Genomic DNA, 11162 nt, shown 5'->3' with positions numbered 1-11162 from the left:
ACAGCGGGGTAATTTTCTGTGTGTCCCTGCCAGATAACGCGTCGATAATATCCAGCGGGGATTTCAGCATCGCAAGGATGCTGAAAATTTTGCATAATCCCATCAATGATGGTTTCATAATCCATGATCATGTTTAGCCTACCTGTACAGTACCGCCAGTGATCTTAGTCAGTGCGCCGGAATCAATGAAAGTATTATTCGATGCTCGAATGTTGATATTACGTGCGCCAATATCCAAATCTTGCTCAATATCAATCAGAGCATTTTTTGCGGTAATTGTTGCATCTTCTGTTACGGCAACGGTTGCATTCTGTTTAACGTTAGCCATTAAATTCTGATTCACGTTTACGGTTGCATCTTTTTCAACGGTTAATTCTGCGTTGCCTTTAATCAGCCCCACATATTCACCTTCAACGGTTTGATTCACGTTACCGCGCACGAACTCGGTCACGTTACCATCAACAGTTTGTTGAACGTTACCCATATTGTAAATGAACGCATCACCTTCGATGACAACCTGTAAATTGCCCTTGACGTTTAATTTGCGGCCTTGCATGACGATTTGATAATCATCACCAACGATTTTAACAACACGGGTTCCATCAGGGCGAATTTCTTCGTATGATCCTGCTGGATGAACACGGTTGTAACGCTCAAAGCCTGGGGTGTCGTCGAATTCCTGAATGTGTCCAGAACGGGATTCGAATACCATGTTGTATGGATATTCAGCAGCGTATGCCGATTTAGGTTCCTCGAACATTACGCGGGTATCACCAGGAACAAAAGGATCTTCTGGGTTGCTTGCTTGCAGAACCACCGCATTATAAGCAGCACTCAATGAACGCCCTTCTGGATCTGGAACCTGAACACCGTATGATTCAAGGTTGCCCGTCAGCACGATTTTAGATACGCGTGAAGAACGTCCTGGCGTCTGGTTAGCCCATGTAGAGTTTCGCAGTTCGTTGTAAGCGGTTTGCCAGTCCTGACGCTTCATAGCAGCCAGAGCATTAGTAAATTTGGCAACACCACCAACACCCATCTGGAAGCACATGTTTTCGATTGCCATTTGACGAGGACGGTTTAACGTCACGTATACTTCTCGAACGTTTGAAGTGTTGCTGATCCCCTGCCGGACTTTTGCCAAATCCTGAGCAAACAGCGTTGAAACTTCTTCTGCTGTGATCGTTCCATTGGTTACTTCTCGACCAACTGCTTTACTGATCGCGGCGTTAATCTTCGCAGTATCACGGGTTTTTTCCATGATAAGCAAATGACCGATCCCGATAGTCGGATAACCTTCACTATCAATATACCATTTTGTGCGGATACCTTCATCCTGTTTAAGCATGGTTTCGATAGTAAAACCGCCAGTATCAGGACGGTTATCTTCTGGGATCTCGTCAAGTGGGCGATCATCTGGATTGACAGCTAACGAACTGTTAGCATCACGAATAATCACGCTCGAAGAACCGCGCCCCTCTGCGCCACCGCGAGCCAGTACGTTGACATCGTTACCTACATAGCGAGGATACTCACCAAACGGGTCACAGAAGCCTTTCTGGGTGTCCGGCTTCTCTCGGTACTCACCAGCAAAGGTTCCCAGTATAACGCCGTCCTGGTGCCATTTATCGCGCCAGTAACCGATAACGAAACTACCGCGCGTGATACCAGTCGGGGAAAAACCAACACCAGAAATAGCGGCGCTGCGAATATCCTGAATAGGCATCATCCACGGTAATTCCTCAACTGGAATACCGATAGTTTCAGATTTTTGTTTCTGTGCCGGATGCTCACCGAATACACGCACCTGAACACGCCCCAGTAGACGAGGATCATCGACTTCTTCGACCACCCCCTCAAAGAAAGGGGAGTATTTATTTCCACCGTATTTCATAGGTTTGCCTTTTCCATTTCCTTGATATAATCGCTTACAAACGATTGAATATCAGAGGGGTTAATAATCTTGATGGTTCGTTTTGCTTCATTTTGAAGCACCGCATCTTCATAAATATCTACAGGGACTAATGTTCCCTGGTACTGCAAATAACGCATGTTCTTATCGCCTTTGTCATACCAATGACCGGGATTCGTAGGGTCTTCAACCAAATTGTAATAACGGTTGCCCTTACCATCCATATGATAAAGAACCTGTTCACCACCTGCTTTTGAATAACGCTGGATAGCGCATTGATAAGCCGTTTCCTGATCGGTAATCCATCCGTAAAACGGATCGTAATTATCGTTAAGCATCAGGATAACCCAGTAGTATTGCTGGTTTCCGTATAGCGTTTCCGCTAATTGTTCGGGTCTTAATGAACCTGTCAGTTGATATGTACGCGGCTTATAATTCCTGATCACGCGGTTAAAGTAAAAACGATAATCGCGGTAGATATCAGTAGTTGGTGTGCCTTTGTAATCAACTGGTGGAAAGAATGAGAACAACACGATGGCTTCTCCTAAATATGAATATTACTACTATTTAGGGAATACACATGAATTACCGCAAACACTATGAACTTCTTATCAAAAGAGCACAATCAAGAACTATAAGCGGGTATTCAGAAAACCATCACATCATCCCTCGGTGTATGGGAGGAACGGACGAACCCGAAAATATCGTTTGTCTCACTGCCGAAGAACACTATCTCGCCCATCAACTACTCGTCAAAATGTACCCAAAACATAAAGGAATCGTTATGGCTGCAAACATAATGGGAACATCAATGAACGAAGGAAGATTATCAAATAAACAATTTGGATGGATACGCAGAAGAATGGCTAATGTGATGACGGGTCGAACTCTTTCAGAAGAAACCAGAAAGAAAATGAGCGATGCGGCAAAAGGAAAGAAATTATCAGAAGAAACGAAAAGAAAGATTTCTGAATACCAACGAGGTAAAACAGTTTCGGAAGATACCCGCGAGAAGATGAAACGTTCATTTAAAGGTCGCAACGCCAAAACATACCATCTTATTGATCCAAACGGCGAGAAAATAACAGTAACAAATGTTGCTCAATTTTGCAGAGATACGGGCATCCCTGAACATGCAATGCGACATCTGTTAAGAGGGGAAACCAAAACCTGCAAAGGATGGAGTTTACAATAATGGCTGGAAGACAGACATACAAGGGGTCTTTTATGCCCCAGAACATACAGAAATATAAGGGAGATCCGCGAAAGATAACGTATCGTTCAAGCTGGGAAAAATATATTATGAACTGGCTTGATAGAAACCCGCATGTGAAACGCTGGAACAGTGAAGAGGTTGTGATCCCTTATTTCAGCAACGCAGACGGAAAGCGACGGCGCTACTTCATGGATTTCTATGTTGAAATGGATAACGGCGTGACCTACCTTTGGGAAGTCAAACCGATGAAAGAAACGTTGCCCCCACCTAAGCCAGCGAACAACAACGTTCACAACAAAAAGAAATTTGTTGATGCGTTGTATACTTATGCTGTAAACATTGACAAATGGAAAGCCGCGAATGCAGCAGCAAAACAAAAGGGCTGGGAGTTCAAGATCATCACAGAGGACACATTGAAACGTGTGTTCGGATGGAAAGGGCAATAAATACCCTAAACGGAGGGAATTATGAGTTTTATTTTTGAGTTCGAGATCATCGCAGAAGAAGACAAGCCAAAACCACCACCGAAGCGAAAGCTGGGTGAATGGGTTGAACTTGGTATCAAATTCCGACGCGCAAAATTAAAAGGCATGACAGCCAAAAAGTTCGCGGACGAAAACGGGATTGCATACGCAACGTTCACAAAGTCTATGCACCGCTATAAGCAGCAGATTGATGATGAAATCGAACGCCGTAAAGCAGAAACCGAAGCCCGACGCAAACGTAATGATTATCGCAAAAAACACGCGGTTGATATCGTAAACGATTTCCGCAACAGTTTGAAGAAAATGACTGTTGGTGTAACCGCTGCGAAACGTCAGAAAGATTCGACCGATTGGTTTGGTGATTTCATCAAAACCAGCATTAAGACGCACAGGGTTGCGAAACCAGCAACGGGTCGTTTGTATACGTTCATCTACGATGCGAAATACAAAGACACCCTGCCATACTGGGATCGGTTCCCGCTGATCATTTTCCTGGGTTCAGGACGTTCGAAAGCGGGTAACTTGGTTCTGTACGGGCTGAACTTGCACTATGCGCCACCGCGAGCACGTCAAGAGTTTTTAGAAGAACTCCTGAAACGTGGCTACGGATCAACAGATCGACTTTCTAACAAAACCAGACTGAAAATCAATTGGAACAACGTGAAGGGAATGCGCGGGGCTGATCAAATGATCAAAGCCTACCTGCCAGCCCATCTACGTTCACCACTTGCAGAGATCGCACCAAAAGATTGGGCGAAAGCAGTTTGGTTGCCTACACAGGCTTTCCAGTCCAAAGGAAAACCATACAGCGCGAAGAAAGTTTGGAACAGATATTAACAAAAAGCCCCAACCGAAAGGAAGGGGCTTTATTTTTACAGGGTACTCACGATTTCCGCGAGTTTGCCAGGGGTTGCGCCAGGTCGAACCTTCATCGCATCTTTCAGGTTTTTATCAACCATCTTTTCTGCGTCTTTTTCGTTAAACCCACGTTTCACCAACACCGCAATAACTTTTTCGCGAATATCTTTAGCGGCTTCGTTCAAATCTTCTGATTCAGCTAGAACCAGTTTAGACAGAACATCACCTTTGTATTCCTGGGTAAAGCGTTTACCCGATACCAGACGAGGCTTACCAGAGGCATCTACAACCGTAAACACGGCGTATTCACCTGTTTCTTTGGTTTTGGTACGTCCGGTATACAGCAAGCACATATCGTTACTTGGGAGCTTGTACACCTTTCCTTTCACCAATGCTTCATCCAGAGGCAGATCAATTTCGAAATCTTCCGCCAACTGATTATACAGATCCAGGTTTTCTTCGGCTTCTTTGTACAGGGAAGCGCCTTTGAATTTCAGTGGCTTGTCAAATTTCAGATCGTCAGCAGGATCACCGCTGTAGAATGAAACAGTGCCTTTCGCCCAGTCAATATACGCTGCCTGAGTCTTGCCAGTGGTTTTACCTTTCAGGCGGACAACACCTTTACCGAAGTAAGCGAGATCGTGGGAGTCCGGCGCATACACATCGTAATCAGCACCATGTGCAAAATGCAGGAAACCGATCTGACCTTTTGCAGCGTTACCACGGTCAACCAGATCAACGGTCTTAGCAAATTTTTTGTTCTGAACAGATTCAGAAAGTAGTTCTTTGAATGATTTCATGTTTTCAATCTCTTTTGAAAGTATAGGTATGATATACCTATTTATTGAATAGATCAACTAAAAATTAGATCGCGAGCGAAGCGAGTTCCGTCAAGCGAAGCGAAGACGGATAGTTAACGATTGTATAAAAAGTATACGAAAATGTACTGTTTTCTCTATATATAAAATATAAATATTATAAACAGTACATCGTACATAACACTCACTTCGTTCGTGTGTTCGCTTCGCTCACGGTCTTGATCTAAATATCTATAAAATGGAGATCATCATGAATACAACTGCTATGATCCTGAACCAGATTTCACCTACTAACTTCATGTTAGATATTCCTGACAATGATTATGTAAAAGGGTTGAAACTACAAGTTCAGGGTGTTACACTACCTGCTATCAACATTCCAATTACGGATGTCCCACTGAACCCAATGATTCGAGGGAAGATCCCAGGATCTGCAATGGAGTTCGATCCACTGACTATTCGTTTTGCTGTTGATGAAGAACTGCGATCGTATCTTGGGGTTTACCTTTGGATGCTCGGTACTGTCGATTTTAACACCTTCGATTCCGTGCGTTGGAGTGAACCACAACAGGCAATGGCTTTGCATATCCTGGATAACTCGCAGTCAAAAACTGTAGCGACATTTCGCTTCTATGGCGCTTGGCCCTCCAACCTCGGAGAGCTTGAGCTTATGTATACCAATGATTCGGATGAAGCCGTATCCTGTATGACGATGTTCAACTTCGCTCACATGGAAATTGAGATCGACGGACGGGTGATCGTGCCTACTCCACGGAAAACGCAAAAATGATTTATGGTATTTGTGGTAAAAAGCGAACGGGTAAAGATACCGTTGCTCAAATGGTTGTGCATAACTTCCGAAATGTTGAAGTTATTGCGTTAGCCGACGAAATCAAAGCTATCCTGAAACGTTCTATGGAACATCACGATAACACGCAATTGCGAGCGCTGGCAGCGAAGAACCCATTCTATGAGGGTGATCGTGAAGCCCCGCTGGTGATGTCCAATAACGATGCATACGCGCTGTTTTCTAGCGGTATCAAAAAATTAAGTTCTCGCGGGTTCTTCATGAGTAACGCAGATGTTATCGCTCATAAAATTTGCGAAGAAAACAGCCAGCCCTGGACGATTCGCCGTTTGATGCAGGTGTTCGGGACTGATATTGTTTGTAAAATAGATCCGTCTATCTGGACTTCAATTGCGCTTCAAAAAATGTTGAAATCCTACGCGGATCACTTTATCATTACCGATGTGCGTCAACCGCATGAATATAAATACCTGAGCAAGTTCGGGACTCGCTTTGTGTTCCTTGAACGTGAAACTGGTATTGAAGATAATCATTCAACGGAGAAAGGTTTGACACCTGGCTTGAGTGATTATACAATCCTAAATAATGGTACGTTAGACGATTTGAAACGCAACGTGCTTAATGTATTCAATCTTTTAAGAGTGTAAACAATGACTGAACAAAACCAAACCCAACAGCTTCAAAACGATGTCCTGATCCTGAAAGCCCGTGTATTCGACCTGAACGAAATCATTCAGGGTAAAGAACAAGAACTGGCAAATCACCGTCAACTCGTAGGCCAGATTTGCGGTCTTCTGGAAATCGACGGTTCGCAGGGTGTATCCCCTGATGCCCTGATCGGCGCGATCAAAGCACTTCTGCCAGCAACAGTAGAAATCGCTGGTGATAATGAAGCGATTGATGCATCAAAAGCATAATTAACGCTTAGGCGTTTAACCACTGGGGGCGAAAGCCCCTTTTTCATTTGGAGTACACATGAAAAGTTTTATTGAAGTAGCGAAACCCGTAGTTGATCCGGGGATCTATATGTGTGCGAAGTTCGATCAGGCTTCCTGTGAAGCGCTCGCGAAGGTGCAAAAACTTCTGGGTGTAGAGAATCCTGTTTCCGCTGCAAAACTGCATACAACGATTGTGTATAGCCGTAAGACGGTTGATCTGTTCCCTGCCTCCGGTATCTCTGAACCTGCCCGACTGGTTGACGTGGAGAAGTGGGAAACGAAATACGGTAATACGATCGTGGGAGTTCTGGAGTCTGATTATCTCCATAGCCGCTTCAAAGATGCAATGGATGCTGGAGCAACATACGATTATGACGATTACAAACCACATGTAACCCTCGCGTATGATTCCCGCATCGAAGATATCAGCGGAGTTAAAAGACTGTTGACATTGCCCGTAGATTTGACTATCATCCGGGAAGATGCTGAACCGCTGGATCTGGATAAGAAAGTCGAAGACATCACGGAGCACATCGAACATCGCGGCGATAAGTGGGTTGTGCTGAACCATGATCGCACGAAAGAACTTGGTGAATATGATTCGAACGAGGCAGCGGAAAAACGTCTGCGCCAGATTGAGTATTTCAAATATAATGGGTGATTTATGAACAGAGCACGATTGATGTATGTTATCAATAACTTACGCAGAGAAGTTAACCAAAATTTCAGTAAAGCGTTAAGTGATTGGTATGTGACAAAGGTTTCAATGACTACAGATCACATCGCAGACCGATTCCTGGATCGTTCCGCGTCAGTCAAAAAAGACTTTGCGATCTACAGTGAAATTCTTAATAGTCTCGCTAAACATTATTCGTGTAACGTTCTGTATTACGCGGTGAAAGCGAAAAACGAAGGTATGCAAGAAGTCATTGCATATCGCCGGATTAATGGCAAAGTGTTTGCCTGTGCGTTCACCGTCCAGATGTTCGAAAACATGGATGATTCGGTTGCTCACGAAAAGCCAGTGATTGCTTTACGATTCCGAACCGTTATCCCTGAGTACACGTTGAGCCTGAACACGCGAAACGCGATCCATGTTAATTACATCGCACCTAAAATCAAGTTCGAGTATGACGGCTACAGACGCGTTATGTCACGCCTGGATCGCCTGATTGCTTCAAAAGATTGTCCGCCTCAACTACACATGTTGAAAAATATTTGAAAAAAGCCCTTGCATTCGTGCAGGGGCTTTTGTTATATTAGGGGTGTCGAAACAAAGGAGGCAATCATGAAACTTTACTGGCTGGTGTTCTCAAACGGGTTTGTAATGAAAGGCACTGTTCACTGTGCGAAAACTTATTGCAAATGGAATGAATGCTCTTTCCGTATCCTGAGCGTTGCATCTTCTCAACCTGTAGGGGATTACTAATGACTGGTGATAAGTGGGTTGATAAAACTTTGTTGTTGACAGTAATCTACTTTCTGGTAAAATACCTGGTGTAGACAAAGGAGGGAGTTATGAGAAACTTACTGAATATCGCGGAAATCTTTTGCTATGGTGTCGCTGTGTATGTCCTGTTTAACGGTGACGGCGCGGGATACTGGATCATGTTCGGTGGTGGATTGTTCCTCTCTTTCATCAAAAAATTTTTTAAGTGAGAAATATACTATGTGCTCAAATGTACCGAAAAACCTGTATACCGTTATTGATGCTGGTTCGATTCGTATTGCTGATGTAATGGCACTGGTCGAACGCTTCGAACGTTCAACAACGCTGGGGCAACTGCTGAGTATGGTTAAATCCCAGTACCCACACAAATGCCCGAAATGCGAGGGTAAAGGGTTCGAAGTCAAACGTGTTAACACGTATCCTTCTGGCTTACCGGATTCTGGCTGGGTTGATCAGATGGAAGACTTCAATGTTACTTGTGATATCTGTAACGGGCAAGGCTTCACTAAAGAACGCCTTATCGCAAAACCTGTCAAAGTGGAATATGTACCCGCATGAAAAACAAAATCTATGCTCATATGTCTGAGCACACAACGGTTCGTGTTATCTTGGTAGATGGGCCAATCGCTCAAGTAGAAACCAACGATAAACCTTTCTCGTTGCCTTTACAAACCAGTGTCGGTACTTTCGATGAAGTTATCGAAGAATTGACAAAACACGCCATTGTTTATCTGTGGGAAGCGCAAAGTTATCCATACCCAACTCCTACAAGTCCGGCGTCAGAAGATAACGTAAAAATTCGTTGGGGATATATTGAATGAAAATTACCGATCTCGTAAAAGCGGCTAATGCGCTTGTAACAAGCGATCATTACGTCGATTACTGCGAGCAATACCCTGTTCCCCTGGAACGCGCAATTGCTCAATCCGGTTATGATGGTGTCAGTACCGTAACCGTTGAAAACCTGAAAACGTTCATCGTGTTTGCTAACACGTTCTGGATGTACTTACCCGATAATATCGGAATTCGCCAGCCTACATTCTTCACGCTGTGTATGTTCTGCGAAACCTATCTCCCAGAATGCGAGGATTACGAAGAACATTATGGGGAATAAGATATCAATGGGTAACAAAGTATCCCTGATGCAGTTTGATAAAAAGCTGGGGTTTGCATTCTCTCACGGATTCGCCCCAGACGCGGAAACCATGTTTAAAATGGCTTTTGGCATCGATCCGGCTACCCTCGATCAAGAGGTGTTGTCAGACATCAACAAAACTGGTACGCTGTATTATGCCCGTCTGCCAAATCCAGAAAACGGCATTCAGTACCAATCGACTCTCGAAAAACTCAAAACTGAACTGAAAGAAATAGGTGAATTATGACTTCTACAGCTATTCAACAACAAACCATTGATCATGATGCTGAATTCGCACAACTGATCAAAGAACATAACGCTTTTGCGGCTTCTCGCGTCAATGAAGAAAGCGAACAGACCCGCCGATCTCTCTGGGTTAGCATTTACCGCGAAGTATTCAGCGAGAACTCCGCTAACAAACATACCCAGGCTGTTGATGCAGCAGATAAAGCGCTGGCAGCATACGATCATAAGTTCGGAGCACAGTAATGGAACGGTCTGCTGGTATTCTCTTCCTGAATAACGGCAGCGTTTTGATGGGTCACGCAACCGAAACGCCTCATTGGGACATCCCAAAGGGGCATATTGAAAAAGGCGAAGAACCTATTCACGCTGCGATCCGTGAGTGCTTCGAAGAAACCGGAGTTCTTGTTGAACCGCACGAACTGGAAAGCCTCGGAAGACTGGATTATACCAGTAAAAAAGAGCTTTACTTATTCGTGTATAAAGGCGACAATTACCCCGAAGCTGATAAATGTTTCTGTGCTTCAACGTTCGTGAAGAACGGGCGAATCATCACAGAAATGGACGGTTTCAAATATGTTCCGTATAGCCAGATCCGCGATCATGCGCGTAAGACTATGGGACAACTTCTATCTAAACTTGTGGGATATACATCATGAAAGCAACAACTTTTCAAATTTGTCAAATGATCCTCCTGGCTACCGCAACCCGCGCTGCTGAACCTATCGCGTATCAGTCATGGGGTAGCGAGTTCGCCGCTAAGAATATCCGCGATCTCCCTACGCGCCTTTACATGTCCCCTGATTTCGAACCCGTCGATCCAAATGACCTGACGCTGGAAGAAATGAAAAATCTGGGCTTCCGTAAGTGGAGCGACGATTCAAACATGATGCTGATCCCTCTGTATCTGTTGCCATACCTGAAAGACGGTTTCCGCGCTATCAGTATCAGCGGTGAAGAGTTCACTTTCACCAGGGATAAAGCAGATAACGATCATCGTATGGGGCTGCTTTCGTTCGGAGCACTGCCTAATGAGTCACGTTGATTTCAACACCTTATCTCAATTGGGTCTGATCTGGAAAATCAATAAAGATATCCTGCATCCCCTGGGGCTGGCGTTGACGCGTGATCCTGAAACTGGCGTATCAATTGGTGCGCTGGTTTCCGATGATGGTGTCTGGTCGTTCAGCGAAAAATCAGACTTTGAGAACATCGCAAAGCTGAATAAACTTTATGCTTTACAGGCCGAAGGAAAGCTGTTAGAGTTCCTACAACAAAACGTGAAAGAGTGATCATATT

The 11162-nt window shown here is 44.3% G+C and carries 20 protein-coding genes; 17 read left to right on the top strand and 3 right to left on the bottom strand.

Annotated elements, in window-relative coordinates; all coding sequences use genetic code 11:
* Positions 1 to 133: 133 nt before the first annotated feature.
* Positions 134 to 1894, bottom strand: coding sequence for a glycoside hydrolase family protein (locus tag ACFOWS_RS17880; protein ID WP_379767619.1), 1761 nt, complete (start codon positions 1892 to 1894; stop codon positions 134 to 136).
* Complete coding sequence (locus ACFOWS_RS17875; protein ID WP_379767616.1) at positions 1891 to 2442, bottom strand: baseplate wedge protein 53; 552 nt, start codon at positions 2440 to 2442, stop codon at positions 1891 to 1893. Before ACFOWS_RS17875 ends, ACFOWS_RS17880 begins: the two co-directional genes overlap by 4 nt.
* Positions 2443 to 2588: 146 nt before the next feature.
* Between ACFOWS_RS17875 and ACFOWS_RS17870 the strand changes: the two genes are divergently transcribed.
* The 3 genes from ACFOWS_RS17870 to ACFOWS_RS17860 are packed head-to-tail and all read left to right on the top strand — an operon-like array spanning position 2589 to position 4450.
* The gene (locus ACFOWS_RS17870; protein ID WP_379767613.1) at positions 2589 to 3107 is read left to right on the top strand and encodes an NUMOD3 domain-containing DNA-binding protein; all 519 of its coding nucleotides are present in this window, start codon (positions 2589 to 2591) and stop codon (positions 3105 to 3107) included.
* Positions 3092 to 3574: a TnsA endonuclease N-terminal domain-containing protein gene (locus ACFOWS_RS17865; RefSeq protein WP_379767610.1), complete on the top strand. Its 483-nt coding sequence runs from the start codon at positions 3092 to 3094 to the stop codon at positions 3572 to 3574. The genes ACFOWS_RS17870 and ACFOWS_RS17865 overlap by 16 nt, the downstream gene beginning before the upstream one ends.
* 21 nt (positions 3575 to 3595) lie before the next feature.
* Positions 3596 to 4450 (top strand): hypothetical protein, encoded by an 855-nt coding sequence (locus ACFOWS_RS17860; RefSeq protein WP_379767607.1) that lies wholly within the window; start codon positions 3596 to 3598, stop codon positions 4448 to 4450.
* 35 nt (positions 4451 to 4485) lie between these two features.
* Here the strand turns inward: ACFOWS_RS17860 and ACFOWS_RS17855 are convergent, their stop codons facing one another.
* Positions 4486 to 5271, bottom strand: a complete 786-nt coding sequence (locus ACFOWS_RS17855; RefSeq protein ID WP_379767604.1) for a hypothetical protein — start codon at positions 5269 to 5271, stop codon at positions 4486 to 4488.
* Positions 5272 to 5527: 256 nt separating this feature from the next.
* On the opposite strand from ACFOWS_RS17855, the gene ACFOWS_RS17850 reads away from it, so the two are divergent.
* The 14 genes from ACFOWS_RS17850 to ACFOWS_RS17785 all read left to right on the top strand — a co-directional run bounded on the left by ACFOWS_RS17850 (position 5528) and on the right by ACFOWS_RS17785 (position 11155).
* Positions 5528 to 6079: a hypothetical protein gene (locus ACFOWS_RS17850; RefSeq protein ID WP_379767601.1), complete on the top strand. Its 552-nt coding sequence runs from the start codon at positions 5528 to 5530 to the stop codon at positions 6077 to 6079.
* Positions 6076 to 6744: a deoxynucleotide monophosphate kinase family protein gene (locus tag ACFOWS_RS17845; protein WP_379767598.1), complete on the top strand. Its 669-nt coding sequence runs from the start codon at positions 6076 to 6078 to the stop codon at positions 6742 to 6744. The genes ACFOWS_RS17850 and ACFOWS_RS17845 overlap by 4 nt, the downstream gene beginning before the upstream one ends.
* Before the next feature lie 3 nt (positions 6745 to 6747).
* On the top strand, positions 6748 to 7014 hold the full coding sequence (locus ACFOWS_RS17840) for a hypothetical protein (RefSeq protein WP_016053982.1): 267 nt from the start codon (positions 6748 to 6750) through the stop codon (positions 7012 to 7014).
* Positions 7015 to 7072: 58 nt separating this feature from the next.
* Positions 7073 to 7696 carry a hypothetical protein gene (locus ACFOWS_RS17835; RefSeq protein WP_379767595.1) on the top strand — a complete coding sequence of 208 codons (624 nt, stop codon included), beginning with the start codon at positions 7073 to 7075 and terminating at the stop codon, positions 7694 to 7696.
* 3 nt (positions 7697 to 7699) lie between these two features.
* Entirely contained in the window at positions 7700 to 8257 is a 558-nt protein-coding gene (locus ACFOWS_RS17830) for a hypothetical protein (protein WP_379767592.1), read from the top strand.
* Between the two features lie 296 nt (positions 8258 to 8553).
* Complete coding sequence (locus ACFOWS_RS17825; RefSeq protein WP_016053978.1) at positions 8554 to 8694, top strand: hypothetical protein; 141 nt, start codon at positions 8554 to 8556, stop codon at positions 8692 to 8694.
* 10 nt (positions 8695 to 8704) lie between these two features.
* Positions 8705 to 9043, top strand: coding sequence for a hypothetical protein (locus tag ACFOWS_RS17820; RefSeq protein WP_379767589.1), 339 nt, complete (start codon positions 8705 to 8707; stop codon positions 9041 to 9043).
* Entirely contained in the window at positions 9040 to 9306 is a 267-nt protein-coding gene (locus ACFOWS_RS17815) for a hypothetical protein (protein WP_379767586.1), read from the top strand. The genes ACFOWS_RS17820 and ACFOWS_RS17815 overlap by 4 nt, the downstream gene beginning before the upstream one ends.
* Entirely contained in the window at positions 9303 to 9599 is a 297-nt protein-coding gene (locus tag ACFOWS_RS17810; RefSeq protein ID WP_379767582.1) for a hypothetical protein, read from the top strand. Before ACFOWS_RS17815 ends, ACFOWS_RS17810 begins: the two co-directional genes overlap by 4 nt.
* Positions 9600 to 9606: 7 nt before the next feature.
* Positions 9607 to 9867, top strand: a complete 261-nt coding sequence (locus ACFOWS_RS17805) for a hypothetical protein (protein WP_379767579.1) — start codon at positions 9607 to 9609, stop codon at positions 9865 to 9867.
* Entirely contained in the window at positions 9864 to 10109 is a 246-nt protein-coding gene (locus ACFOWS_RS17800) for a hypothetical protein (RefSeq protein ID WP_379767576.1), read from the top strand. Before ACFOWS_RS17805 ends, ACFOWS_RS17800 begins: the two co-directional genes overlap by 4 nt.
* On the top strand, positions 10109 to 10522 hold the full coding sequence (locus tag ACFOWS_RS17795) for an NUDIX hydrolase (RefSeq protein WP_379767573.1): 414 nt from the start codon (positions 10109 to 10111) through the stop codon (positions 10520 to 10522). Before ACFOWS_RS17800 ends, ACFOWS_RS17795 begins: the two co-directional genes overlap by 1 nt.
* Positions 10519 to 10908 (top strand): hypothetical protein, encoded by a 390-nt coding sequence (locus ACFOWS_RS17790; RefSeq protein WP_379767570.1) that lies wholly within the window; start codon positions 10519 to 10521, stop codon positions 10906 to 10908. The genes ACFOWS_RS17795 and ACFOWS_RS17790 overlap by 4 nt, the downstream gene beginning before the upstream one ends.
* Positions 10895 to 11155, top strand: coding sequence for a DUF7415 domain-containing protein (locus tag ACFOWS_RS17785; RefSeq protein ID WP_016053971.1), 261 nt, complete (start codon positions 10895 to 10897; stop codon positions 11153 to 11155). The genes ACFOWS_RS17790 and ACFOWS_RS17785 overlap by 14 nt, the downstream gene beginning before the upstream one ends.
* The last annotated feature ends 7 nt before the right edge of the window (positions 11156 to 11162 follow it).

Origin of the sequence: Flagellimonas marina, assembly GCF_042651185.1 — a bacterium.
Taxonomy (GTDB): domain Bacteria; phylum Bacteroidota; class Bacteroidia; order Flavobacteriales; family Flavobacteriaceae; genus Flagellimonas; species Flagellimonas marina.
This window is presented reverse-complemented; position numbering and strand designations above follow the sequence as displayed.

Bases quoted from the DNA above. Each gene is read 5' to 3' on its own strand.
- ACFOWS_RS17880 (WP_379767619.1), bottom strand. From the start codon at position 1,894: ATGAAATACGGTGGAAATAAATACTCCCCTTTCTTTGAGGGGGTGGTC.
- ACFOWS_RS17870 (WP_379767613.1), top strand. From the start codon at position 2,589: ATGGGAGGAACGGACGAACCCGAAAATATCGTTTGTCTCACTGCCGAA.
- ACFOWS_RS17865 (WP_379767610.1), top strand. From the start codon at position 3,092: ATGGAGTTTACAATAATGGCTGGAAGACAGACATACAAGGGGTCTTTT.
- ACFOWS_RS17860 (WP_379767607.1), top strand. From the start codon at position 3,596: ATGAGTTTTATTTTTGAGTTCGAGATCATCGCAGAAGAAGACAAGCCA.
- ACFOWS_RS17855 (WP_379767604.1), bottom strand. From the start codon at position 5,271: ATGAAATCATTCAAAGAACTACTTTCTGAATCTGTTCAGAACAAAAAA.
- ACFOWS_RS17850 (WP_379767601.1), top strand. From the start codon at position 5,528: ATGGAGATCATCATGAATACAACTGCTATGATCCTGAACCAGATTTCA.
- ACFOWS_RS17845 (WP_379767598.1), top strand. From the start codon at position 6,076: ATGATTTATGGTATTTGTGGTAAAAAGCGAACGGGTAAAGATACCGTT.
- ACFOWS_RS17840 (WP_016053982.1), top strand. From the start codon at position 6,748: ATGACTGAACAAAACCAAACCCAACAGCTTCAAAACGATGTCCTGATC.
- ACFOWS_RS17835 (WP_379767595.1), top strand. From the start codon at position 7,073: ATGAAAAGTTTTATTGAAGTAGCGAAACCCGTAGTTGATCCGGGGATC.
- ACFOWS_RS17830 (WP_379767592.1), top strand. From the start codon at position 7,700: ATGAACAGAGCACGATTGATGTATGTTATCAATAACTTACGCAGAGAA.
- ACFOWS_RS17825 (WP_016053978.1), top strand. From the start codon at position 8,554: ATGAGAAACTTACTGAATATCGCGGAAATCTTTTGCTATGGTGTCGCT.
- ACFOWS_RS17820 (WP_379767589.1), top strand. From the start codon at position 8,705: ATGTGCTCAAATGTACCGAAAAACCTGTATACCGTTATTGATGCTGGT.
- ACFOWS_RS17815 (WP_379767586.1), top strand. From the start codon at position 9,040: ATGAAAAACAAAATCTATGCTCATATGTCTGAGCACACAACGGTTCGT.
- ACFOWS_RS17810 (WP_379767582.1), top strand. From the start codon at position 9,303: ATGAAAATTACCGATCTCGTAAAAGCGGCTAATGCGCTTGTAACAAGC.
- ACFOWS_RS17805 (WP_379767579.1), top strand. From the start codon at position 9,607: ATGGGTAACAAAGTATCCCTGATGCAGTTTGATAAAAAGCTGGGGTTT.
- ACFOWS_RS17800 (WP_379767576.1), top strand. From the start codon at position 9,864: ATGACTTCTACAGCTATTCAACAACAAACCATTGATCATGATGCTGAA.
- ACFOWS_RS17795 (WP_379767573.1), top strand. From the start codon at position 10,109: ATGGAACGGTCTGCTGGTATTCTCTTCCTGAATAACGGCAGCGTTTTG.
- ACFOWS_RS17790 (WP_379767570.1), top strand. From the start codon at position 10,519: ATGAAAGCAACAACTTTTCAAATTTGTCAAATGATCCTCCTGGCTACC.
- ACFOWS_RS17785 (WP_016053971.1), top strand. From the start codon at position 10,895: ATGAGTCACGTTGATTTCAACACCTTATCTCAATTGGGTCTGATCTGG.